Genomic DNA, 23951 nt, shown 5'->3' on the forward strand with positions numbered 1-23951 from the left:
GCCGCGCGGGGCGGCGTGCGGCCGGCGTCGCACGGGATCCGGTCGTCGGTCCGGGCGGTCACGCCTGGCCTCCGGTTGCCTCGGGCGTCTGCGGTTCCTGAGCCGCCTCGGCCGCCTGGGGCTCGTGCGGGGCCGCGGCCCTGCCGGCCGGGACGGGCGGGTCGCCGCCCTCGCGGGTGGCAGCCGGACCGCGGGCGGCGCCCGGATCGGGGGTGGCGGCCGGGCGGGCCGAGGCGACGACCGTCCACAGGATCCAGACCACGGCCACCAGGGACCGCACCCAGGCGGGGCTGAGGGGGGTCCACGGGATCATCAGGACGGCCTTGTCGAAGGCGTCCAGCAGGGTGAGTCCGGCCAGCAGCAGGGTCAGGCGGGCCAGCCAGGGGCGCGTGGGGCGCAGCACCAGGCCGGCTCCCGTCCACCACAGGCCGAGCAGCAGGAGGGCGAGCGCCGGGACGAAGGTGGCGGTCAGGGGCATGGTGGAGCCGGCCACGTCCAGGACCAGGCCCGCCAGCCCGGCCAGGGTGGCGGCCGTGCCCAGGCGGGAGCCGCGCAGGCGGCGCCACCACAGGACCCCGCCGACCAGGAGCAGCACCGCGGCCACGGCCAGGGCGAGCTGGGTCTCGACCCGCTGCAGTCCGCGCGCGCCGTACCAGTCGCAGCCGGCCGGGAGTTTGCGCGCCTGGACGTTGTAGTCGGCGCAGACGAGGAGCTGGACCAGCTTGACCGGCTCGCCGACCAGGCGGGCCGACGCCCCCGAGACGGTGCCCCGTCGCTCCCCGCACCGCGGGACCGTGCCCGGGGTGGAGCCGTCGGGGCCGTCCTGCCAGCAGTTGCCGCTGCCCTGGCCGTCCCACCAGACGTCCATGCCGTTGGGGCGGGCGGCGCCGGACTTGTCCTTGCCGAGCACGTTGCCGGCGTACCGGTTGTGGTGGGAGGTGTCGGTCTGCTTCGACCAGGCCTCCTCGCCGCGGATGAAGGCGGGGACGGCGCTGAGGAAGAAGCCGGCGCGCTCGTGCCCGTAGACCCAGTTGTCCTCGTAGAGGTTCCAGTTGCCGCCCGCGGTGATGATGCCGGTGCCCGGCGGCATGGAGATCTGCGGGCAGACCACTCCGCGTTCGTAGCCGCGCTCGATCGGGGGCTTGGCGCACGTTCCGTCGGCGACGTGGCGGTAGTAGTCCTGGTTGTTGTCGTGGATCAGGTTCCGCTGGAACTTGGCGTGGTTCTGCGGGAGTCCGGGGTGTCCGGGGAAGGCGCTGTCCATCGAGGCGCCGCCCATGTTGTGGTCGAACTCGTTGTCGTGCACCCACACCGAGTCGCCGGCGGTGCCGGAGTAGCCGACCATGTTGTGGTGGCTGCGGCAGCCGGTGATCTCGATGGAGTAGCGGGGGACCTCGTAGCCGCGGCCGTCGTTGATGTCGGACGCGCTGCCGGGGTAGATGCCGGAGTCGCCGTTCCCGTAGGACTCGCAGTTCTTGTAGAGCCCGTGGTCGCTGGCGAAGGTCAGGAAGCCGTACTCGTCGTTCCAGCGGGTCAGCACGTCGTCGATGACGAAGCCGTCGGCGGCGAGGACGTACAGCGAGTTGAAGGTGGTGCGCTGGGCGGTGAAGTTGCGGAAGTAGACGCCGTCGGACTTGTCGGCGCGGATGGCGTTCAGCTTCTGGTACTTGGCGTCGATCACCACGTCGAGCCGGGACGCGCCGGTGCCCTCGATCTGCAGGTTCTTCTTGCCGAGGACGGCGACGAGGTTCTGGTTGTGCCGGCACTGCGTCTGCTGCTCGTACGTCAGGATCTGGTAGCCGAGCGCGGAGTCGGGTGCCTTGAGCGCGGCGCACTCCCCCGCCGGTTCGGGCAGCGACGGCTCCTCCTCGTAGAGGCCGGGGAGGATCGCGATGTTCATCCCGGGGCGGTCGACGGCGTCGACGGCTTCCTGGAGGTGGCGGTAGCCGTTCTTCTCGCACCGCTCGTACAGGGCGAGGTTGCGGGCCTTGAGCTCCTCGGGGAAGGCGGATATCCGGCGTTCGAAGGCGGGCCGGTCCGTCTTGCAGACGATGAGGTCGGGGTCGGCCTCGCGGTACTGCGGGACGGATCCGGAGCCGTCCGGGAAGGTGACCGGGCGCTCTTCGTGCGCGGTGGCGGCGGGGGCGGCGGCGAAGAGGGACAGGAGGGCGAGGAGGGCGGCGAGGAGCGCCGCCGGCACGGCAGGGAACCTGCGGGTCCACGACATGCGCGTGAGAGTAGAGCAATGTTCATCTTTTGTGATCCCCCCCGGGAGCGAATCCGCACCCCCTCCCGGACGCCCCGCGCCCCTTCCTCCCGGATCCCGCCGTTTCCTCCCGCCCGGCCGCCCCCGGACCCCCGAGGGACGCCGTTGACGCGCGGGCCGGGGAATCCTACTGTCGACCATAGGATTCCTTCGACGGAGCGGGAGCAGCACATGAGCGAGCAGGCCGACAGCGCGCACGCCGGCAGTGAGCAGGCCAGGAAGACGGCCGAGGCACTGGAGTACCTCACCGGTTTCGGCAACGAACACAGCTCCGAGGCCGTCCCCGGCGCACTGCCGATCGGCCGGAACTCGCCCCAGCGCGCCCCCCTCGGCCTCTACGCCGAACAGCTCAGCGGCAGCGCCTTCACCGAGCCCCGCACCCACAACCGCCGCTCGTGGCTCTACCGGATCCGTCCTTCGGCCGCGCACCCGCCCTTCACCCGGATCGACAACGGGGCCCTGCGCTCCGCCCCCTTCACCGAGGCCGTACCGGACCCCAACCGGCTCCGCTGGAACCCGCTGCCCGACCCGGCCCCCGGCACCGACTTCCTGTCCGGCCTGTGGACCCTCGGCGGCAACGGCGACGCCGCCCAGCGCGCCGGCATGGCCATCCACCTCTACGCCGCCAACGCCGACATGACCGACCGGGTCTTCAGCGACTCCGACGGCGAGCTGCTGATCGTCCCCGAGCGCGGGGGACTGCTCCTGCGCACCGAGCTGGGGCTGCTCGCCGCCCACCCGGGCGACATGGCCCTCGTTCCCCGCGGCGTCCGCTTCCGCGTCGAGCTGCTGGACGCCGATGCCCGCGGCTACGTCTGCGAGAACTACGGCCAGCCCTTCGAGCTGCCGAACCTGGGCCCGATCGGCGCCAACGGCCTGGCCGCCGCGCGCGACTTCCAGGCCCCCGTGGCGGCGTACGAGGACATCGAGCGCCCGACCGAGGTGATCAACAAGTTCTGCGGCAACCTCTGGTCCGCCACCTACGACCACTCCCCGCTCGACGTGGTCGCCTGGCACGGCAGCCACGTCCCGTACGTGTACGACATGCGCCGCTTCAACGTCCTGGGCTCCATCAGCTACGACCACCCGGACCCGTCGATCTTCACCGTCCTGACCTCGCCGTCGGACACCCCGGGCCTGGCGGGCGTGGACTTCGTGGTCTTCGCGCCGCGCTGGCTGGTCGGCGAGGACACCTTCCGTCCGCCGTATTTCCACCGCAACGTGATGAGCGAGTACATGGGCCTGATCGAGGGCGCCTACGACGCCAAGGCGGAGGGCTTCGTCCCCGGCGGCGGCTCGCTCCACAACATGATGTCCGCGCACGGCCCCGACCACGAGACCTTCGACAGGGCCAGCGCCGCCGACCTGAAGCCGCAGAAGATCGACGACGGCCTGGCCTTCATGTTCGAGACCCGCTGGCCGATCACCGCCACCGCCCAGGCGGCCGGCGCGGACCACCTCCAGCGTGGTTACGACGACGTGTGGCAGGGTCTGCAGCGCCACTTCCGCGCCTGACCCGCACTGCATACCCTGCGCATGCGCCGCCGCACGTCAGCACCGTCCAGCCGTTCGGAGATCCACCCGTGACCGCCTTCGCCCCCGACTCGCTGGTACTGAACCGGAAGCTCCCGCTCTGGTACCAGGTCTCGCAGTCACTGCGCGCCTCGATACTGGGGCGGACCCCGGACGCCTCGCTGCGCCTGCCCACCGAGGAGCAGCTGGCCGAGCACTACGGGGTGAGCGTGCTGACCATGCGGCAGGCGCTCAAGGAGCTGGAGGGCGAGGGCCTGATCAGCCGGCACCGGCGGCGCGGCACCTTCATCGAGCCGGGCGCACTGCGCAGCACCCCGGTCCGGCTGCTGGGTTCGGTCGACGCGATCGTGGCCCAGCAGTCGGGCGACAGCACCACCGTCCTCGGCCACGGACGCACACCCGTGGCCGGGGAGCTGCTGGAGCACTTCCCCGGCACGCCCGAGGTGGTCACCTACCGGCGTCTGCGGCGCGACCGGGAGAGCGGCGAGCCGACCAACTGGGCGGAGAACGCGGTCCTGCCGGAGTTCGCCGAGGCCGTCGACCTCGCCGACCTGGAGCGCTGGCCGATGACGAAGGTGCTGCGGGACGTCGTGGGGGTGCGCATCAGCCGGATCACGGACACCGTGGAGGCCCGGCTGGCGGACCCGGAGACGGCCGAACTGCTCCAGGTCCCGCTGCTCAGCCCGATCCTGCACTACACGGGCGTGACCTACGACGAGGACGGCCGGGTGGTGGACGTGGCGCGGATCCGCTACCGGGGCGACCGGTTCTCCTTCACGGTGACGGTCGACGCGCACTGACCGGCGGCGTCACGTCCCCACACCGCTCCCGCTCGTCGTCACTTCTTCTCGTCGTCGGCGGTGCGCTCGCCCTCCGCCTGGGACGGCGTGGTGCGCATCGTCTGGGGGTGGCGTTCCTTGCGCTGCGCCTCGTCCATGTCCTCGTCGAGGCGTTCGCCCTCGGCCTGGGACGGAGTCGAGTATTCGTCGTACTGGCTCATGACCGCTCCTCGGTCGATACCGTACGTATCCATACATAAGCAGCGTAGCTCGTCGGCCTGGACGCAGCCCGGGCATCGGAGCCCGTCGCTACCATCGGCGGCGTGAGCGCTGACACACCGCAGCCGGACCCGCTGCTGGACGATCTGATGCCCTGGGCCGTGGGCGGCCTGCGCCTGGGCCGGGACTGGGTGGCTTCGCCCGATCCGGCGGCCCTGCGCACCCGCTGGTCCGTCCTGGCGGGCGCCGAAGGCGCCGAGCGGGACCGGCTGTTCCGCCCGAGCCGCAGCCGCACGCCCACCGCCTCGGCGGCCGCGCTGCCGGGGCAGCGCTCGGCGGGGACGGCACGTTTCGCCGACGCTCCCGGCCCCTGCCCAGACCCCGTACGCGTGCTGCGCGAGCCCTTCGACGAGCAGTGGCTCCTGCCCGACCAGCGACTGATCGACACCGCCCGCCCGGAGCTGTGGCGGGTCCTCGACGAGCACCAGCTGTTCCTCGTCGAGGCCCCGGATCCGCTGGTCACCGCGCACCTCCCGGCCGGCCGGCTCGGCCGGATCCGTCCCCTGCACCGGCGCCCGGGCGGCGCCGAGCCGAACCTCGCCCCCGGCCTGCTGACGCTGCTGGGCGAGCGCCACGGCGGCTGGGTGACCCCGGAGGACGTGCTGTGCTGGATCCTGGCGGCCGGCCGGCCCGGGCCGCGGGGGTACGAGGTCCCGCTCGCCGCCGATCCCGGGCGCTGGCGGGCCGGGCTGGAGCTGGGGCACCGGATGCTCACCGTCCAGCTGCGCGGGGCTCGCGGCGGGGAGGCGCCGCGGCTGCCCGGCGGCCGCCGCCCGTACGTCCGCTCGGCGGTCGGGGGGTGGCCGGGCGGGCTCGCGTACGACGCGGAGACCGAGACGCTGGCGCTCGGGAGCGGGACGGTCTCCCCCGTTCCGGCCGGGGCGTGGGAGTACGAGGTGCAGGGCGTGCGCGTGCTGGAGAGCTGGTTCGCCGCGCGTACGGCGCACCGCGGACCCGAGGCGGACGGCCTGGCGGCGCTGGGCCCGGCCGAGTGGCCGCAGAGCTGGACCTCGGAGCTGCTCGCGCTGGTGACCACCCTGGCGCTGCTGGCCGAACTGACCCCGGAACGGGCCGCGTTCGAGCCCGGCCCGGGTCTGCCCACCGCGGAGCTGCGCGCGGCCGGGGTGCTGCCGCCGCCGGCGTGGAGCCGGCGCCCGGCCTCGGTGCTGGACCACCAGGAGGAGGGCCCGGGCGGCCAGTTCGCGCTGCTCTGACCGGCCGGACCCCGGCCCGCACGCCAAGGACCGCGGACCGCAGGCCCGGACCGCACCACGCACCGCAGGCCACGACCGCACGCCACGCACCGCACGCCACGCACCGCAGGCCCGGACCGTACGCCACGCACCGCAGGCCCGGACCGTACGCCACGCACCGCACGCCACGCACCGCAGGCCCGGACCGTACGCCACGGACCGCAGGCCCCGGCCCCGGTTCTACGTCCCCCAGGCGCCCAGCAGCCGGGACACCGAGCGGTCGAAGACCGCGGCCATGTCCAGGCCCGCGCCGGGGACCGGGCCGGTGCCCGAGACGGCCGCCGCCAACCGCGGGTACTCCCCCGAGGCCAGGCGGGAGCCGAGCCAGGCCGTCCGTACGCCCTGCTCCTCGTCCTCGCTCCAGGGCAGCGCTCGGGCCCGCTCGGCCAGGGCCAGTTCCCCGGCCACGTAGGTCGCGACGGTGCCGTTGACGGCGGCCACGAGTTCCAGCTTCTCGGCGTCGGGCACGTCCAGCGGCGCCAGGCACTCCAGGCTGTGCTCCAGGTAGCGCAGGGCGTTCGGGCTGAAGCCGTACACGGGGCTCAGCAGGCGCGGAAGCCACGGATGGCGGTGCATCAGTGCCCGTGTCTGGCGGGCGAGGGCCAGCAGGTCGGCGCGCCAGTCGCCGGTCGGCGCGGTGAACTCGTACTCGCCGCTGACGGCGTCGACCATCAGCTCGTAGAGCTCCTCCTTGCGCGGCACGTAGTTGTAGAGGGACATGGTCCCCGCGCCGATCCCGGCGGCGACGCGCCGCATGGACACGGCCTCGATCCCCTCCGCGTCGGCGATCCGCACCGCCTCCGCCGCGATCGACTCGCGGCTGTGCGCGGGCCTGGGGCCGCGGCCGGCCCGCTGGGGGCGGGACCAGATCACTTCGGGTTCAGCGGGTCGCCCGCCGGCTGTCATCGCTCAGATCACCTCAGTCGTCTCGACACCATCTTAGTTACGTACGCCGTACGTAATGGGGTACGGTGACGCGTATGACAACTACGTACGCTGTACTTAGTGAGGGCTTGGAGAAGAGTTACGGCCGGACCCACGCCCTGCGCGGGCTCGACCTCGCCGTCCCCGAGGGCTCGGTCTGCGGCCTCCTCGGCCCCAACGGCGCGGGCAAGACCACAGCCGTCCGGATCCTGACCACCCTCACCGCGCCCACCGGCGGCCGCGCCCTCGTCGCCGGCCACGACGTCACCCGCGACCCGGCGGCGGTCCGCCGCGCCATCGGCGTGACCGGCCAGTACGCCTCCGTGGACGGGGACCTGACGGGCCGGGAGAACCTCCGGCTGTTCGCGCGGCTCGCCGGACTGCGCGGCTCGCGGGCCCGCTCCACCGCCGACGGCCTGATCGAGCGCTTCGGGCTCGGCGAGGCCGCCGACCGGGTGGCCTCCACCTGGTCCGGCGGCATGCGGCGGCGCCTGGACCTGGCCGCCGGGCTCGTCACCCGCCCCCGGGTGCTCTTCCTCGACGAACCCACCACCGGCCTGGACCCGGCCGCCCGCGAGCACATCTGGACCGCGGTGCGCGCGCTCTCCGAGGAGGGCACCACGGTGCTGCTCACCACCCAGTACCTGGAGGAGGCGGACCGCCTGGCCGACGACATCGCGGTCGTCTCCGAGGGCCGGGTCCTCGCCGGCGGCGCCCCGGCCCGCCTGAAGGCCCTGATCGGGTCCCGCGCCGAGGTCGCCGTGACCGCGCGGGAGGAACTCGCGGGCGCCGCCGCCGTACTCGACCGGCTCACCGGCGCCCGGCCCGTGCTCGACGAGGAACGGCTGACGGTCGGCGTCACCGTCCTCGACGGCGGGATCACCCTGCCGCGGATCATTCGCGAACTCGACACCGCCGGCGTCCCGGTCACCGACGCCCGGCTGCGCCCGCCCACCCTCGACGAGGTGTTCCTCCGCGTCACGCGGGCCCGGACCGCCCGCCCGGAACAGGAGCCCGCCGCATGAGCACCCTGCTGTACGACGGCGCCGCCGTCCTGACCCGCCAGCTCCAGAAGGCCCGCCACGCACCGGCGCTCCTGATCCTCACCCAGACCATGCCGATCACAATGCTGCTCTTCTTCGGCTACGTCTTCGGCAGCGCGCTCGCCATGCCCGGCGCCGAGTACCGGGAGTTCCTGGTACCGGGGCTGCTCGCCGCCACCGCCGCGAACGGCCTGATGGCCGGAATGTTCACCGCCGCGCAGGACGCCCACCGCGGGGTGACGGACCGCTTCCGCACCCTGCCGATGAGCCGGACCGCCGTCCCGCTCGGCCAGACCGCGGCCGACCTGCTCACCACCGGCGTGTCGATGGTGCCGCTGATGCTGGTGGGACTGGCGATGGGCTGGCGGATCGAAACCGGCCTGCCCGGCGCGCTGGGCGCCCTGGGCGTGCTGCTGCTGTTCCGCTTCGCCACCGCATGGGTGGGCACGTACCTGGGCCTGCTGAGCCGCAGCGAGGAGGCGGCGGGCCAGCTGGGCGGCGCCACCTTCGTCCTGCCGATGCTGTCCAGCGCGTACCTGCCGACGGCGGGCCTGCCCGGATGGCTGCGCACGGTCGCCGAGTGGAACCCGATCAGCGCCGTCGCCACCGCCGTGCGCGAACTGTGCGGGAACGCCGGGGCGCGGACCGCGCCGGACGCCGCCTGGCCCGTCGCGCATCCGGTGGCCGGGGCGCTGCTGTGGTCGGTGGTGCTCCTCGTGGTGTTCGTGCCGCCGACCACGCGGAGGTTCGGACGCGGCGGAGCCTGACGGGCCCTCGGGCGATCACGCGGGCCCTCATAGGCGATCAACGGCGCATATCGGCCGCCGAGTGGTGACAGACCCCCGTCCGACCCGGTAGGCAGGGCCTCATGACCACCGAACCGCTGCCCCTGGACGGCATCACCGTCGTCGCCGTCGAACAGGCCGTCTCGGCCCCCTTCGCCACCCGTCAGCTCGCCGACCTCGGCGCCAGGGTGATCAAGGTCGAGCGTCCCGACGGCGGCGACTTCGCCCGTGACTACGACACCGCCGCGCACGGCCTGGCCTCCCATTTCGTGTGGGCCAACCGGGGCAAGGAGTCGATCGCGCTCGACCTGAAGGACCCGCGCGGCCGTGAGGTGCTGCACGGCCTGCTGGCCGGTGCGGACGTCTTCGTGCAGAACCTCGCGCAGGGGGCCGCCGCCCGCCTCGGGCTCGACTCGACCGCGCTGTGCGCCCGCTACCCGCGGCTGGTCGCCGTGGACGTGTCCGGCTACGGCGCGGAGGGCCCGTACGCCCACAAGCGCGCCTACGACATGCTCGTGCAGTGCGAGGCGGGGCTGGTGTCGGTGACGGGCACCCCGGAGCAGCCGGTCAAGGCGGGGATCCCGGCGGCCGACATCGCGGCGGCCATGTACGCCTTCTCGGGGGTGCTGGCCGCACTGCTGCGCCGCGGTGTCACCGGGCGCGGGGGCAGGGTGGAGGTGTCCATGCTGGACGCGCTCGCCGAGTGGATGGGGCATCCGCTGCACCACACGATGCACGGCGGGGAGCAGCCCGAGCGCACGGGACTCGCGCATGCGGTGATCGCCCCGTACGACGCCTACGCGACGGCGGACGGGGACCGGGTGCTGCTGTCGGTGCAGAACGACCGCGAGTGGCGGCGGCTGGCACAACAGGTGCTGGAGCGACCCGAGTTGGCCGAGGATCCGGAGTACGCGACGAACACGGCACGCACCGGGAACCGGGAGAAGACCGACGCGGTCGTGGCGGAGGCGCTGGGCCGGCTGGACGCGGACGAGGCGATCGGACGCCTGGAGGCGGCGGGCATCGCCTGCGCGCGGCTGAACTCGGTGGCCCAACTGGCCGGTCATCCGCAGCTCGCGGCCCGGGACCGGTGGCGGGAGGTGGGATCGCCGGCGGGTCCGCTGCGGGCCCTGCTGCCGCCGATCGGGCTGCCGGGCGGCGCGGCACCGCACATGGGTGCGGTGCCCGCGCTGGGTGAGCACACCGATGACCTCTTGCACGCCCTGGGGATGGCGGGCGCACGGATCTCGGAACTGCGCCGGGACGGTGTGATCGCGTAGGGCCGGTGGCCGGAGGCCGGGAAGGCGAACGGCCGCGGGTGCGGGGTCTGTTACGAGCGGCGGCTGCCGAAGAGCGTGCGACGCAGACGGCGCAGCGGGGCGAAGAGCGAGACGCGCGCGCTCCGGCTCCGCAGACGGTGCGTGTGGTCGCGGGAGGTGAGCTCGCGCATCAGCAGCGTCGCCTCCGCGGCCTCCCGGTGCGGGACGGCGGGTCCGCCCAGCACGGCGAGGTGGCGGTCGAGGCGCGAACTGGTCGCACTACTGCCGCAGGTGATGGCAGGCACGCGAGGCGGCCTGCTGCGCATTGCTATCTGTTCCATGATCTCTCCCCACCCGTACGAGGGCACCCGGCCCGGGCAGGTTAACCCTATCGCCCCCGCGTTGCCCGCGGGTATCCCGGTGGTGTGAATTACCCCTGTGGCGACGGGCAGTTGACGATTACTCAGCGGAGTCGCCCATTACTCTCCGCACAGGAGCGGGCGCGAAAATCACGCTCCGGAAGAGCTCGGCGCGAGTCTCGTCACGACAGGGGTCACGCGACGCACACTGCGCTAACTTGGAGTGACCGGTCGATGACACATGGGCGCACAGAAGCATTCGGGGGGCTCGCGTGAGTGAGGAAGCCAACTCCGATCGTGTCGTCTCGGGCCGCTACCGGCTGCTGGAGCAGATCGGCCGCGGCGGGATGGGCGTGGTGTGGCGGGCCCGGGACGAGGTGCTGGCCCGCGACGTCGCCGTCAAGGAGGTACGCGCACCGGCCGGCCTGGACGCCGCCGAACTCCAGCGCATGTACCGGCGGCTGGAGCGGGAGGCCTGGGCCGCCGCCAGGGTCTCGCACCGGGGGGTGGTCACGGTCTACGACGTGGCCTCCGAGGACGGCCGGCCCTGGATCGTGATGGAGCTGGTGCGCGGACTGTCGCTGGCGGACGTGCTGGAGGCGGAGGGACCGATGACCCCGCAGCGTGCCGCGCACGTAGGCGAGCAGGTCCTGGCCGCACTGCGGTGCGCTCACGACTCGGGGGTGCTGCACCGGGACGTGAAGCCGGCCAACGTGCTGATCGCCAACGACGGCCGGGTCGTGCTCAGCGACTTCGGGATCGCGAGCCTGGAGGGCTCCTCGGCCATCACCATGACGGGCGAGGTGGTCGGCTCCCCCGAATTCCTGGCGCCCGAGCGGGCGTTGGGGCGCGAACCGGGCCCCGGGTCGGACCTGTGGTCGCTCGGGGTGATGCTCTACGCCTGCGTCGAGGGGGTCACGCCGTTCCGGCGGGCGACCCCGCTGGACACGCTGCGGGCGGTTGCGGACGAGGAGCCGCCCCCGGCGCGCCGGGCCGGACCGCTGGCGCCCGTACTGGAGGGGCTGCTGCGCAAGGACCCCGCGGAGCGGCTGGACGCGGCGGAGGCCGCCCGGATGCTGCGGGTGGTGGGCGCGGGCGGAGCCGTACGGGCGTCCGGTGGCCCGGTGTCGGGACCGGACGCGCCGATGTCGACGGCCCGCCACGGGCACGAACCGCGCGGCGGTGCGGGGCCGTACGGACCGCGGGCGCCGACGACCCGCGTACCCGGGCCGGCGCCGGCGCCGGCGGGCGGTCCGCTGCCCTCGGCCGGGTCCGGGGAGGGGCGGGGCGCGGCCGGGCCGGTGCTCGCCGTCGGGATCGCCCTGCTGCTGCTCGCCCTGGCCGCGCTGGGCTGGGTGCTGCTGGGGGACCTCGGGGACAAGGACGGCCGCGGCGGGAACGGGGGTGCCCCGACGGGCTCGGCCACCGCCCCGGCCGCCACCACGGCGCCCGCGTCCGGCGCGCCGACCTCCGCGCCCGCGTCGCCATCGGCCCCGACCCCGGCCTCGCCGACCGCGGGCCCGCACGTCTCCGTGTACGTGGACGCGGTGCGCACCGCGTACACCGGGAGCTGTCCGCCGCCCGCCGGGCGCGCACCCTTCTTCACCGCGACCGTCGAGGTGGAGAGCGTCCCGGTGGCGCTGGAGTACCGCTGGGCCACGCGCAGCGGACGGACCTCCGGGCCCGGCTGGCAGACCGTCACGTACGAGGCGGCCGGGCCGAAGAGCCGGCGGCTGGAGCACACCGAGCTGACGCACGTGCCCGGCGCGGTCTCCGAGGACGCGGTCCGGCTGGAGGTGCGGGGACCGGCGGAGGTCGCCACCGAGTGGGTGGCGACCTCCGTGACGTGCGAGGAGGCGACCCCGACGGGCGGGGCCTCCTCCCCCGGCGCGAGCCCGTCTGCGCAGTCGCCGACGGCCGGTCCGGCGGCGACCCCGCAGGACGGCGGGCCGGATCAGGCCGCGTTGGTGAGGACGGGCAGGTAGCCGCCGGACTGTCCGGAGGCGGTCGGGTGGTAGGACTCGGCGATGTTCAGCCAGTTGACGCTGTGCAGCCACGGACTGCCGGAGCAGATCTCGTGGCCCGTGAAGGCGCCGGCGACGGAGGCGAAGGCGAAGCCGTGGTTCGCGGCGCGTTTGGCGATGGCGGCGTTGAGGTGGTCGGCGGCGCCGTTGATGGCGGCGCGCTCGCCCTCGGTCAGACCGGTGGTGCAGGTGCCGTTCAGCTTGTAGAAGCGGGGATAGCCGAGGACGACGACGCGGGCGGCGGGTGCCCGGCTGTCGATGGCGTCGTAGACCTGGTCGAGCTGGCCGGGGAGGGTGGAGTCCACGTAGGCCTTGGCCTGGTTCACGCGGTTGACGCAGGTGGATTCGGACTGGAGCACACAGGTCGTCATGACGTCGGAGAATCCGGCGTCGTTGCCGCCGATGGTGATGCTGACGAGGTCGGTCCCGGAGTTGAGCGGGCCGAGCTGGCCAGAGAGCACATCACCCGTACGGGCGCCGGAGCAGGCGGTGAAGGCGAAGGTCTGGGGGGAGTGGGCCGCGGCCCAGAGGGCGGGGTAGGCGCGGGTGGTGCGCTTGCAGTTGCCGCTCGCGCCGTCGTAGTTGCCGGCGCCGAGTCCGGAGGAGTACGAGTCGCCGAGGGCGACGTAGCCGAAGTCGGCCTGGGCGGCGGACGCCTGGCCGGCGCCGAACAGCGCGGCGCTCGCGGTGAGTAAGAGGGAGGAGGTCAGGGCAGCGAAGCGCGACATTCTCATGCTCATGTGTGCGGCTCCTTGTGGGGGTTACTCCTGAGTTGTTGGTACAAGCAGCCGAGGGTTGCCGGAAGTGTCCATGCCAAGAATGTTCGGGGCGGAGTTGCGGCCGGAATCTTCACTCCCCCTGCGTTTGAAGGGGGAACTTGGCACCCGATCCGGCGAAACACGGGTGCACGAGGGCACCTCGTGCCGGATCATGGGCGCCATGCCAGCCAACCCGCATGACGCGCTGCCGATCCGGCTCAACGTCGACGACAGCGATTCACCGTCGGACGTCGTCGACGCGCTGTTCCTCGGCCGGTTCGCCTCGGGCGAGCAGCCCTACTCGCACAGCGTGTCGATCGAGCGGGTCAAGGCGGAGGCGACCCTCCTGCCGCCGGAGGCCACGGTGTTGCGCTCGGCGCGCGACAGCGACCGCAGCGCCACCCTCGCCGAGGGACAGGGCTGGACCATGCTCGTCTCCCGGTGGAGCCGGGGCGCGGACGTCACCGTGACGGCGGTCAGCGACGAACTCGCCGCCGGCGTGCTCGGCCAGGCCACCGAAGGCGTGCAGGACGAGCCGGAACCGCAGCCGGAGAACGTCACGATGGGCTTCTGGTACGTCTCCCCGCGCCGCGGCCCGTACCGGACGACCCGCCAGATCGCCGCCGGGACCTGGGCGGAGGTGCGGCCCAACTACACCGCGCCGGTCGCCTCGGCCATGGACCGGCTGATGAAGGTGACCCCGGACGACATCGCGGGCCGGCTGCTCCTGCTGCACGGCCCGCCCGGCACGGGCAAGACCTCGGCCCTGCGCACGCTGGCCCGGTCCTGGCGGGACTGGTGCCAGGTGGACTGCGTCCTGGACCCGGAGCGGCTGTTCAACGACGTCGGCTACCTGATGGACATCGCGATCGGCGAGGACGAGGGCACGGCGAAGGGCCGCTGGCGGCTCCTGCTGCTGGAGGACTGCGACGAACTGATCCGCGGCGAGGCCCGGCACACGGCGGGCCAGGCGCTGTCGCGGCTGCTGAACCTGACGGACGGCCTGCTGGGGCAGGGCCGCAACGTCCTGGTCGGCGTGACGACCAACGAGGACCTGGAGCGGCTCCACCCCGCGGTGGTCCGCCCGGGCCGCTGCCTGGCCCGCATCGAGGTCGGCCGGCTGACCCACGGGGAGGCGGTGGACTGGCTGGGCACCGAGGAGGGCGTCCCCCGCGAGGGCGCCACCCTGGCGGAACTCTTCGCCCTGCGCCGCGGCACGGGCCCGGCGGCGGTTCTGCCGCCCCAGTCCCACTCGGAGGCGGGGCTCTACCTCTAGGGGACAGCCCCGCCGGCGTCCGAGGCGCGGGGGTCCGGGGGCGGAGCCCCCGGGTGCCGGGCCGCCGGGCCGCGCCGGGCTACTTCGCGGCGTACCGGGCCCGGAGGGCGGCGGTGGCGGCGGCGATCGCCTCCGCCTCCGTCAGCCCCAGCCGGTGCACCCGCTCCGCGAACGCCTGCGCGGCCGATGCCGCCTCGCGCGCCTCACCCTCCCCCGCCGCCGCGACGAAGGTCCCGTTGCGGCCCCGCGTCTCGATCACCCCGTCGGTCTCCAGCGCCCGGTAGGCCTTCGCGACGGTGTTGGCGGCCAGCCCCAGCTCCTCCGCCAGCCCCCGTACCGTCGGCAGCTTGAAGCCGGCCGGCAGCTTCCCGGAGCGGGCCCGGGCGGCGATCTGCGCGCGCAGCTGTTCGTACGGGGCGGCCGACCCGGCCGAGCCGTCGATGGTGATCTTCAGGTTCGTCGAGCTCACGGGGGTGATTGTCCACCATCGGCGGTTAATTGGGAGGCGCCGGGCACGCGGGCGCCCGTAGCGTCTGCCGCATGACCGTTCTGATCCGCGATCTCCGTCCGGGTGACCTCCGGGACGTCGAGTCGGTGGTACGGGTACGCCGCGCGGCTCTGCCGTACCTGATCACCAGTGCCGGGGACGTGACCTTCGAGGTCTCCCGCGCCCACCCCGCCCGCCACCACCGCGTCCTCGTCGCCGAGACCGCGGACGGCGAGGTCGTCGGCAGCGCCCAGGCCGGCATCGCGCACGACAGCCCCCGGCCGGGCCAGGGGTACGTCAACGCGTACGTCGACCCCGCCCGCCGCGGCCTCGGCGCCGGCCGGCTCCTGCTGGGCGCGGCCGAGGAGCACCTGGCCGCCCGGGGCGCGGTGGACTCCTACGCCTGGGTGCTCGACGAGCCCGAGCACCGCGCCTTCGCCGAGCGGCACGGCTACCGGCCCGGCCGCTCGGCGCATTTCCTGCGCCTGGACCTGACGGCGGCCGCGCTGCCCGCGCTCCCGGAGGCCCTCCCGGCCGGGGTGGAGCTGCGGCCGGCGACCGCCTTCGCCGCGGACCCGCGTCCCCTCTTCGCGATCGACTCCGAGTCGACGGCCGACGAACCGGGTGACGTGCAGGCCGATCTCGACGACTACGAGGACTGGCTGGCCCGCATCTGGCACAACCCCTCCCTCGACAAGGAGCTGACGACCGTCGCCCTGGTCGACGGGCGGGCGGTGGCCTTCAGCGCCGCCCGGACCGACGGCGCCACCCGCTACGGCTCGGCGATGACCGGCACCCTGCGCGCCTTCCGGGGCCGCGGCCTGGCCAAGCTCGCCAAGAACACCTCCCTGCACCGGGCCCGCGCGGCCGGCTACACCGAGGCGTTCACCGGCAACGACAGCGGCAACGACCCGATGCTCGCCATCAACCGGTGGTTCGGGTACGAGATCTGCGCGACCGAGACGCACTACACGAGGGAGCTGGGGACCCAGTGGCCGAGCAACTGACCGTCGTCCTGACCAAGGCCGGCCGGACCAAGATCCGCTATCCGGCGACGCAGGTCGCCGACGACGGCGACCGCATCTCCGTACGGGCCCCCTGGGCGGCCGAGGGCGTACGGGACTTCGGCTTCGTCCGCTTCGAGCCGGGCGACGTGTTCGTGGAGCACTTCTGGCGGACCCGCTGGTACGCGGTCAAGGAGGTCCGGACGGGCGACGGCGTCCTGAAGGGCTGGTACTGCGACGTGACGCGTCCGGCCCTGGTCCGGAACGGGGAGATCCTCGTGGAGGACCTGGACCTCGACCTGTGGGTCTCGGCGGACGGGACGTCCGTCCTGCGGCTGGACGAGGACGAGTTCGCCGAGAGCGGCCTCGCGGCGAGCGACCCGGAGGCGGCGGCCCAGGCCGTCCGCGCCCTGGACGCCCTGGACGACCAGGCCCACTCCGAACCCGGCCTGTCCGCGCTCCTGCGCTAGACGAGCGTCCCCCCGCAGGCCGGGTTCCTGATGGCGCTCTTTCGCCTGCCTTAAGTGGAGCCTAAGGATCCTCTGATGGGGGGTTCGTGCGGGGAAAAGGCGTGGTCCGGGGGCTAGCTTGGCGGGGCCAGGACAGGAAGGGCCGGTCGTGGCGCCGCCGGGGGGCGGCGCCGCCGAGCCGCGTTCCGCCGGCGCGCCCCCGCCTTTGCCGAAGGAGATCCGCTCATGTCCGCACGCCGCCGTACCGTCATGCCGATCCGTATCGCAGCCGCCGGTGCCGCCCCGCTCGCGCTGGCCGTGTACGCCGCCGTTCCCGCGGTCGCCCACGGCTCGATGACGGACCCGGTCAGCCGGGTCGCGGCGTGCTACGCGGAGGGACCGGAGTCGCCGAAGTCGGCGGCGTGCAAGGCCGCGGTCGCCTCTAGCGGGGCACAGGCGTTCTACGACTGGAACGCCGTCAACATCGCCAACGCGGCCGGCAACCACCGGGCGCTGATCCCGAACGGCCAGCTGTGCTCGGCGGGCAACGACAAGTACCAGGGGCTGGACCTGGCCCGCGGCGACTGGCCGGCCAGCCCCATGTCCGCCGGCCCGCACACCTTCCGCTACAAGGGCACGGCCCCGCACAAGGGCTCCTTCGAGCTGTACGTGACGAAGGACGGCTACGACCCGTCGAAGCCGCTGAAGTGGTCGGACCTGGAGCCCGCGCCGTTCGCGAAGGCCACCGACCCGGGCATGCAGAACGGCGACTACGTCTTCTCCGGGACCGTCCCCGCCAAGTCCGGCCGGCACCTGATCTACAGCATCTGGCAGCGCTCCGACAGCCCGGAGGCCTTCTACACCTGCTCGGACGTGGTCTTCGGCAAGGACAACGGCGGTGCGGGGGCTTCGCCGAGCGCCAAGCCCAGCACCGGGAACGGCAACGGCAACGGCAACGGCAGCGGCAGCGGCAGCGGCAGCGGCAGCGGCAACGGGTCCAAGCCGTCCGACAAGCCCTCCGCCCCGACCGACCAGCAGATCGCCGACGGCGCCGGCAAGTCCACGGTGGAGCACAACGGCCACGGCGACAACGACCCGAAGACGAACGGCGCGGCCGCCGCCCCGCTCCCCTCCCAGTCCTCGCCGTCCTCCTCGGGCTCGGCGGACTCGGGCACCCCGGCCGGCGGCAACCTGGCGGAGACCGGCGGCAACAGCGCCACCCCGTCCATCGCCATCGCCGGGGCCGGCGCACTGGCCGTCGGCGCGGCCGTGTTGTTCGCGATGGCCCGCCGCCGTGCGACGACGGCGGGCCGGCGCGGCCGCTAGCCGGTAGGAACCTTCACACCGGGCGGACCGCCCGCGCCCGGGTCAGTCGAAGACCGAGGCGCAGGTGGTCCGTTCGGCATGGGCCGGGTCGAGGGCGTTGACCGCCTCGTGCCAGGCGATCCGGTCGGTCAGCCCGATGGTGACGTGCTCGGAGAGGTCCAGGAAGCACAGGTCCTGGAGCACGACGTTGCGGACGTTCGGCCCCTCCAGGAAGCCGCTGCGGTACGGGGTCACCACCTCGTCGTACTTGGTGGCGATCACCGTGTACTTCACCCCGGGCACGGTGTCCCCGCCCTGGTTGAGCTTCTGCAGGAAGGCGGAGCCGGCGATCTGGTCGGCGAGGCCGGGGGTCGCGCTGCTGATCAGGTCCTCGGCCCCGGGGAAGTACGGGAGGAGCTTGGTGAAGCCGAGCAGGGTCGTGCCGTGGTTGTCGGGGGCGAGCCCGACCAGCGCGTTCACCTTCGGCGCGCCGCCGAGGAACTTCAGGTAATAGCGCGGCATCATGCCGCCCTGCGAGTGCCCGACGATGTCGGTCTTGGACGCGCCGGTGGCGGCGAGCACCTTGTCGACGAAGACGTCGAGCTGTTCGGCGGACTTGTCGATGGGGCCGAGCCCGTTGAAGAGGGGCACGCCGGGCAGCTGGCCGTAGTCGAGCGAGTAGACGCAGTACCCCCGGTGCACGAGGTACGGGGCGAAGCCCAGCCAGTTGTCCCAGGAGTTGCCGAAGGTGCCGTGGACGAGGACGACGGGGCGCGGGTGCGCGGCGGACGGCTTGCAGGACCAGTCGTTCCAGCCGCTGCTGGGAGCGGATGCGGCCTGCGCTGCGCCGGTGGGGGCGACGAGTGCGGCGGCGGTGAGGGTGAGGACGGCCAGCGGGCGGAGCAGGCGTCTCCAGGGCAGCATCGTGTGATCTCCTTGCGGTCGACTCAAGGGGATGAGCGTGGGGGTTCGTCCCGTGATCCGGATCACAAGGGGGGGCGCTGCTGCCGCTAAATTACGTGTGAGTAGCAACACAGGGAAGTTACGCGTCGGTAAAAACTCGCGTGTCGTCCGACCGACCGTCAGGCGGCCAGCGTGCCAAGCGCGATGACGTGCTGACCGAAGCGCGTACGGACCCGGTCCGTGACGGCTTCCAGGCGGCGGGCCTTCTCGTCCTCGGGGTCGAAACTGAGCTGCCGTACGGCCCGTTCGGCCGGGACCAGCTCCTCGGCCCGCAGCGACAGCGCGCGGACCCGGGCCCGTTGCAGGCCGAGGCCCTCGTACAGGGCGTAGGCCGTGGCGGTGAGTGCCGCCGAGTGCGCGGTGGGTTCGGCCAGGGTGCGGGTCCGGGTGAGCGTGGTGCGGTCGGCGCAGCGGACGGTGAGCGAGAGGACCCGGCACACCTGCCCGTCCTCTTGTGTACGAAGCTTCGCGCCGAGCTCCTGCGTCAGCGACAGCAGCGCCCGCCGGTGCCGTACGGGATCCAGCTCGTCCCGGTCGAAGAGCCGCTCGGCGGCGACGGCGCGGGCGGCCGCGCCCGGCCGGACGGGGGTCCGGTCGATCCCGAGGGCGCGCTCGTGCACCTCGCGGCCGAGCCGGGCGCCGAGGATCCTGCGCAGGGCGGCGGGCGGGGCGGCGGCGACCCGGCCGACGGAATCGAGGCCGTAGGAGCACAGGGTGCGGGCGGCCTTGGGTCCGACCCCGTCGAGCGCGGTGACGGGCTTGTCCGCCATGAAGTCCCGCACGGCGGCGGGGTCTTCGGGGAGCACCAGGGTTCCCCCGGGGCCGGCCTCGCGGGCCGCCGCCCGGGCCAGCATGGGGTTGCCGGCCACGCCGACGGCGGCGTCCACGCCGTAGAGGGCGAGGGCCCGGACCCGGATCACGGCGGCCAGCCGGCGGGCGTCGCAGCCGAAGTAGCGCAGCGCTCCCCGGACATCGGCGAGGGCGGCGTCGGGCGGCAGGGCCTGCACGGCCGGGGTGATCCCGCCGAGCAGCGCGAGCACCCCGGCGTACTCCCGCGCCCCGAGCGGCCCTCCGCCGGCGGGGTGCAGGCGCAGGCACATCACGGCCTTCCCGGTGGCGCTCATCCCGCGCTCCCCGGGCTGGAGTGCCACAGCTTGCGGCCGGTCGCGGGGCCGGTGCCGGGCGGCTGGAGGTCGGCCCAGGGGTTCATCTCGTACCCCGTGGACATGCGGATCGTGCGCCCGGGGCCCTTCACCGCCGGTTCCCCGCCGCCCCCGGCCTCCCCTGCGGCGACCGGTTCGCCGTCCTGCCCGCCCGGTTCACCGGCCGGTCCGCCGGCCGGCTCGGCGAGGCGGGCCGCGACCGCGTCCAGGCCGCCCGTCGCCCGCAGTTCCACCAGCTCGGCCAGGTTCCACGCCGCCGCCCCGACCACGCTCAGGCTCTGCGGGCCCCTCCGCTGCACGACACCTCGTACCAGCAGCAGGAAGGAATGGAAGACGGTGTGCGCGCACCGCTCGTGGCTGTCGTCGAAGAAGGCCAGGTCGACCAGGCCCGTACCGTCGTCCAGCGTCGTGAAGATGACCCGCTTCCCGGACCGGATCGGCGGGGTCTGGGTGGCCGCCTTGGCCCCCGCGACCAGTACGGTCCGCCCGTGCTCGGTCTCCCGCAGCCGGCGCGCCGGGATCACTCCCAGCTCGGCCAGGAAGGCGTGGTGGTCGCCCATCAGGTGCCGCGAGGTGTCCATGCCGAGGACGCCCAGCTCGGCACTGAGCCGTTCCGCGTCGCTCAGGTCGGGCAGCCCGACGGACGCCGTGGAGCGGCCTCCTTCCATCGGGAGTTGGGCACCGCCCCGCACGCCCGCAGCGCGCTGCGCGCCGTGCAGTTCCGTCAAGTGCAGCAGCAGGTCCCGCCGGTTGGCGCCGAACGAGTCCAAGGCACCCACCTGGGCGAGCCGTTCGGCGACCGGTCGCCCCGGACGGGCCCGGTCCCAGAAGTCGCGCAGGGAGGCGTAGGGCTGTCCGGACTCGATCCGGGCCGCTTCGGCCCCGCTGATGCCGTGGACGTCGGTGAGCCCCAGCCGCAGCCCCCACACCTCACCGACATCGGACACCAGTTCGATGCGATGGGCGACCGCCGACCGGTTCACGTCCAGCGGCAGCACCGGCACGCCCCGCCGCCGCGCGTCCGCCAGCAGCAGCCGCTTCGGGTACATCCCCGGATCGTGGGTCAGCAGCCCGGCGTAGAAGGCCGCCGGGTGGTGCGCCTTCAGCCACGCCGACTGGTAGGTGGGCACGGCGAAGGCCACCGCGTGCGCCTTGCAGAAACCGTACGAACCGAAGGCCTCCACGATCTCCCAGGTACGGGCGATCACCTCCACCGGATAGCCGCGTTCGGCCGCCTTCGCCGCGAACCAGACCTTGATCCGCGCCTGCGACGGCGGGTCGGACAGCCCGCGCCGCACGCGGTCCGCCTCGTCCCGCCCGCAGCCGGTCATGACGTCCACGATCTCGATGATCTGCTCGTGGAAGACGACCACCCCGTACGTCTCGCGCAGCGCGTCGGCCAGGTCCGGGTGCGGGAAGCGCACCGGCGCCCGCCCGTGCCGGGCCTCGATGAAGGGCCGCACCATGTCGGCGGCCACCGGCCCCGGGCGGAAGAGGGAGATGTCGACGACCAGGTCGTGGAAGGTGGCCGGCTGGAGCCGCCCCACCAGGTCCCGCTGGCCCGGCGATTCGATCTGGAAGCAGCCCAGCGTCTCGGCCGAACGGATCAGCTCGTACGTGGCCCGGTCGCCCGGCGGCACCTGCGCCGGGTCGTCCAGGTCGAGCTCCTCCCCCGTGCCGCGCCGGATCTCCGCGACCGCGTGCGCCATCGCGGACTGCATCCGCACGCCCAGCACGTCCAGCTTGAGCAGCCCGAGCTCCTCCACGTCGTCCTTGTCGAACTGGGACATGGGGAAGCCCTCGCCGCTGGTGGGGACCACGGGCGTACGGGCGAGCAGCGAGGCGTCGGAGAGCAGTACCCCGCACGGGTGCATGGCGATCCCGCGCGGCAGCGCGTCCAGCGATTCGACGAGCTCCCACAGCCGGCCGTACGACTCCCCCCGTACGTCGCGCAGTTCGGGCAGTTCCTGCAGCGCGGCGCGGGCGTCGCGGGCCCGGATGTGCGGGAAGGCCTTGGCGAGCCGGTCGACGACGGCCGGGTCCATGGACAGGGCGGCGCCGACGTCCCGGACGGCGTGGCGGACCCGGTAGGTCTCGGGCATGGAGACGGTGGCGACGCGCTCGGCGCCGAACCGGTCGATGATCCGCCGGTAGACCTCCAGCCGGCGGGCGGACTCCACGTCGATGTCGATGTCGGGCAGGACGCGCCGGCGCTTGGACAGGAAGCGCTCCATCAGCAGGCCGTGCTCGACGGGGTCGGCGTGCGCGATCCCGAGAAGGTGGTTGACGAGGGAGCCGGCGCCGGAGCCGCGGGCCGCCACCCGGATGCCCATCTCCCGTACGTCGTCGACCACCTGGGCGACCGTCAGGAAGTACGAGGCGAAGCCGTGGTGGGCGATGATGTCGAGCTCGTGGTGCATCCGCTCCCAGTAGGCGGGGTCGCCCGCGTAGCCGCGCAGCACCATGCCGGCGGAGGCCCGGGAGGCGAGGACCCGTTGGGCGCTGCGGTGGGCGGCGCCGACGAGCCGGGGCTCGGGGAAGTGCACGGAGCCGATGCCGAGGTCGTCCTCGGGGTCCACGCAGCAGGCCTCGGCGGTGTGCCGGGTCTGCGCCAGCAGGCGTCGGGCGTCGGCGGGGCCGAGGCCGGCCGCCCGGGCGATCAGGTCGGCGGCCTCGGCCATGGCGGCGGGGGCCTTGAGCCAGCGCTCGCCGGTGTCGAGGGGACCCCGGCGGTCGATGGGGACCAGGCGACGGGCGGCGTCGAGGATGTCGGCGACCGGGCCCTGGCCGGGGTCGGCGTAGCGGACGGCGTTCGTGAGCACGGCCGGGACGCCCTGCTCGGCGGCGAAGCCGACCGTACGGGCGGCCAGCCGCAGCGAGCCGGGGCCGGTGCCGGTGCGGCCGTGGTGGACGGCCTCCAGGCGCAGGGCGTCGCCGTAGATCTCCCGCCAGGGCGCGAGCAGCCGGGCGGCCCGGTCGGGGCGGCCCGCGGCGAGCGCCCGCCCCACCTCGGAGCCGGGCCCGAGGAGGACGAAGACGCCTTCCCCGCGCAGGGCGTCCCAGGGGACGAGCGGGACCTCGGCGGCCGCCGCGTGCGCGGCGGTGACCATCCGGCACAGCTCGGCCCAGCCGGCGGCCCCGTCCCGGGCCAGGAAGACGGCCCGCGCGGCGGACTCGTCCAGGAACGCCCCGCCCTTGACGGGGGTACGCCGCCGGTACGAGGCCCCGCCCGGACCGCCGCCCGCGGCGGACGCGGTCGAGCCCCCCGGCCCGGCCGAGCCCGTCGCGGGGGACCCGGCGGGCGGCACCGCCATGTCCACGCCGAACAGCGGCCGGATGCCCGCCTGCGCCGCCGCCTTCGCGAACCGGACCGCACCCGCGAGGGTGTCGCGGTCGGTCAGGGCGAGGGCGTCCATGCCCCGCTCGGCGGCACGCTCCGCCAGCCGCTCCGGGTGCGATCCTCCGTAGCGCATGGAGAACCCCGAAACGGTGTGCAGATGCGTAAATCCAGGCACCCGCGGCCTCCTGCTTCGCTCGTAGAACACCACCCCCGCTCTCCACCATAGAGCAATTCGAATACCCGTGCGAAACACTTGTTCGATCAACGGGGGTCGTCCCGCTCCCGCGGGGGGAGTGGCAGTTCCGGGCCTGCCCGGGGCCCGGTGTGTGCTGGGGCGCTGCCCCAGACCCCGCGCCTCAATCGCCGGCGGGGCTGGGTTTGGCTGCGCCTGCCCGGTATGGGTTGGGCGGACCGGGATACGGGCGCGGTGCGGGCCGGTCGCGGGGCCGGGGAGGGGTATCTCCTCGGCTCGGCGCGTGCGAGCCATCGCAGCAGTACCCAGCGGTCGCGCGCTCGTCCTGCGGGGACACCCCTCCCCGTCCCCGCTCCTCCCGCGTCGGGCAGGCTCCGGGGCACTGTCGGAGCGCTGCCGTGGGGTGGGGACACGGCGGAGTGTCCCCGCAGGACGAGCGCGCACCACCGGGCACAACCGAGACAGGCAGCACCGCGCGAGCCGAGGAGACACTCCGGCGGGGCACCGCC

20 protein-coding genes are annotated in these 23951 nt (G+C 73.9%); 11 read left to right on the plus strand and 9 right to left on the minus strand.

Going from position 1 to position 23951, the window contains the following annotated elements:
- Window positions 1-58 precede the first annotated feature (58 nt).
- Entirely contained in the window at window positions 59-2227 is a 2169-nt protein-coding gene (locus IG86_RS0133200) for a right-handed parallel beta-helix repeat-containing protein (RefSeq protein WP_078906120.1), read from the minus strand.
- Window positions 2228-2437: 210 nt separating this feature from the next.
- Between IG86_RS0133200 and hmgA the strand changes: the two genes are divergently transcribed.
- Together hmgA and IG86_RS0133210 are read left to right on the plus strand one after the other, a co-directional pair.
- Window positions 2438-3781, plus strand: a complete 1344-nt coding sequence (hmgA, locus tag IG86_RS0133205; protein WP_030901955.1) for a homogentisate 1,2-dioxygenase — start codon at window positions 2438-2440, stop codon at window positions 3779-3781.
- A 68-nt stretch (window positions 3782-3849) separates the two neighbouring features.
- On the plus strand, window positions 3850-4599 hold the full coding sequence (locus tag IG86_RS0133210) for a GntR family transcriptional regulator (RefSeq protein ID WP_030831725.1): 750 nt from the start codon (window positions 3850-3852) through the stop codon (window positions 4597-4599).
- A gap of 38 nt (window positions 4600-4637) precedes the next feature.
- Here the strand turns inward: IG86_RS0133210 and IG86_RS43790 are convergent, their stop codons facing one another.
- A complete protein-coding gene (locus IG86_RS43790; RefSeq protein WP_167344737.1) occupies window positions 4638-4799 on the minus strand; it encodes a hypothetical protein in 162 nt (53 codons plus the stop codon).
- A 147-nt stretch (window positions 4800-4946) separates the two neighbouring features.
- On the opposite strand from IG86_RS43790, the gene IG86_RS0133220 reads away from it, so the two are divergent.
- Entirely contained in the window at window positions 4947-6071 is a 1125-nt protein-coding gene (locus IG86_RS0133220) for a type ISP restriction/modification enzyme (protein ID WP_157854956.1), read from the plus strand.
- Between the two features lie 219 nt (window positions 6072-6290).
- Here IG86_RS0133220 and IG86_RS0133225 read toward each other — a convergent pair whose 3' ends face one another.
- Window positions 6291-7016: a TetR/AcrR family transcriptional regulator gene (locus IG86_RS0133225; RefSeq protein WP_030831714.1), complete on the minus strand. Its 726-nt coding sequence runs from the start codon at window positions 7014-7016 to the stop codon at window positions 6291-6293.
- A gap of 74 nt (window positions 7017-7090) precedes the next feature.
- Between IG86_RS0133225 and IG86_RS0133230 the strand changes: the two genes are divergently transcribed.
- The 3 genes from IG86_RS0133230 to IG86_RS0133240 all read left to right on the plus strand — a co-directional run bounded on the left by IG86_RS0133230 (window position 7091) and on the right by IG86_RS0133240 (window position 10142).
- Complete coding sequence (locus IG86_RS0133230; RefSeq protein ID WP_030831710.1) at window positions 7091-8059, plus strand: daunorubicin resistance protein DrrA family ABC transporter ATP-binding protein; 969 nt, start codon at window positions 7091-7093, stop codon at window positions 8057-8059.
- Window positions 8056-8844: an ABC transporter permease gene (locus tag IG86_RS0133235; protein ID WP_030831708.1), complete on the plus strand. Its 789-nt coding sequence runs from the start codon at window positions 8056-8058 to the stop codon at window positions 8842-8844. Before IG86_RS0133230 ends, IG86_RS0133235 begins: the two co-directional genes overlap by 4 nt.
- 101 nt (window positions 8845-8945) lie before the next feature.
- Window positions 8946-10142, plus strand: coding sequence for a CaiB/BaiF CoA transferase family protein (locus IG86_RS0133240; RefSeq protein WP_030901961.1), 1197 nt, complete (start codon window positions 8946-8948; stop codon window positions 10140-10142).
- Between the two features lie 50 nt (window positions 10143-10192).
- Here IG86_RS0133240 and IG86_RS0133245 read toward each other — a convergent pair whose 3' ends face one another.
- Entirely contained in the window at window positions 10193-10462 is a 270-nt protein-coding gene (locus tag IG86_RS0133245; RefSeq protein WP_172671376.1) for a hypothetical protein, read from the minus strand.
- 290 nt (window positions 10463-10752) lie between these two features.
- Here IG86_RS0133245 and IG86_RS0133250 point away from each other — a divergent pair, with 290 nt between their 5' ends.
- On the plus strand, window positions 10753-12465 hold the full coding sequence (locus IG86_RS0133250; protein WP_051785552.1) for a serine/threonine-protein kinase: 1713 nt from the start codon (window positions 10753-10755) through the stop codon (window positions 12463-12465).
- Here IG86_RS0133250 and IG86_RS0133255 read toward each other — a convergent pair.
- Window positions 12435-13238: an SGNH/GDSL hydrolase family protein gene (locus IG86_RS0133255; protein ID WP_030901966.1), complete on the minus strand. Its 804-nt coding sequence runs from the start codon at window positions 13236-13238 to the stop codon at window positions 12435-12437. The genes IG86_RS0133250 and IG86_RS0133255 overlap by 31 nt on opposite strands.
- Window positions 13239-13407: 169 nt before the next feature.
- Here IG86_RS0133255 and IG86_RS0133260 point away from each other — a divergent pair, with 169 nt between their 5' ends.
- A complete protein-coding gene (locus tag IG86_RS0133260; RefSeq protein ID WP_385873539.1) occupies window positions 13408-14538 on the plus strand; it encodes a DUF5925 domain-containing protein in 1131 nt (376 codons plus the stop codon).
- A gap of 79 nt (window positions 14539-14617) precedes the next feature.
- Here IG86_RS0133260 and IG86_RS0133265 read toward each other — a convergent pair whose 3' ends face one another.
- On the minus strand, window positions 14618-15007 hold the full coding sequence (locus tag IG86_RS0133265; RefSeq protein ID WP_244306219.1) for a GntR family transcriptional regulator: 390 nt from the start codon (window positions 15005-15007) through the stop codon (window positions 14618-14620).
- Between the two features lie 71 nt (window positions 15008-15078).
- Here IG86_RS0133265 and IG86_RS0133270 point away from each other — a divergent pair, with 71 nt between their 5' ends.
- The 3 genes from IG86_RS0133270 (at window position 15079) to IG86_RS0133280 (ending at window position 17804) form a co-directional block, all read left to right on the plus strand.
- Window positions 15079-16032, plus strand: a complete 954-nt coding sequence (locus tag IG86_RS0133270) for a GNAT family N-acetyltransferase (RefSeq protein ID WP_030901973.1) — start codon at window positions 15079-15081, stop codon at window positions 16030-16032.
- Window positions 16017-16499: a ribonuclease FAU-1 family protein gene (locus tag IG86_RS0133275; RefSeq protein WP_030901977.1), complete on the plus strand. Its 483-nt coding sequence runs from the start codon at window positions 16017-16019 to the stop codon at window positions 16497-16499. The genes IG86_RS0133270 and IG86_RS0133275 overlap by 16 nt, the downstream gene beginning before the upstream one ends.
- A gap of 225 nt (window positions 16500-16724) precedes the next feature.
- Window positions 16725-17804 (plus strand): lytic polysaccharide monooxygenase auxiliary activity family 9 protein, encoded by a 1080-nt coding sequence (locus IG86_RS0133280; RefSeq protein ID WP_030901979.1) that lies wholly within the window; start codon window positions 16725-16727, stop codon window positions 17802-17804.
- A 42-nt stretch (window positions 17805-17846) separates the two neighbouring features.
- Here IG86_RS0133280 and IG86_RS0133285 read toward each other — a convergent pair whose 3' ends face one another.
- The 3 genes from IG86_RS0133285 to IG86_RS0133295 form a co-directional block, all read right to left on the minus strand.
- Window positions 17847-18707 carry an esterase/lipase family protein gene (locus IG86_RS0133285; RefSeq protein WP_030831679.1) on the minus strand — a complete coding sequence of 287 codons (861 nt, stop codon included), beginning with the start codon at window positions 18705-18707 and terminating at the stop codon, window positions 17847-17849.
- 158 nt (window positions 18708-18865) lie between these two features.
- Window positions 18866-19870 carry a DNA polymerase Y family protein gene (locus tag IG86_RS0133290; RefSeq protein ID WP_030901982.1) on the minus strand — a complete coding sequence of 335 codons (1005 nt, stop codon included), beginning with the start codon at window positions 19868-19870 and terminating at the stop codon, window positions 18866-18868.
- Window positions 19867-23424 carry a DNA polymerase III subunit alpha gene (locus IG86_RS0133295; RefSeq protein ID WP_030901985.1) on the minus strand — a complete coding sequence of 1186 codons (3558 nt, stop codon included), beginning with the start codon at window positions 23422-23424 and terminating at the stop codon, window positions 19867-19869. Before IG86_RS0133295 ends, IG86_RS0133290 begins: the two co-directional genes overlap by 4 nt.
- Window positions 23425-23951 lie beyond the last annotated feature (527 nt).

The organism is Streptomyces virginiae, from assembly GCF_000720455.1.
GTDB classification, from domain to species: Bacteria; Actinomycetota; Actinomycetes; order Streptomycetales; family Streptomycetaceae; genus Streptomyces; species Streptomyces virginiae.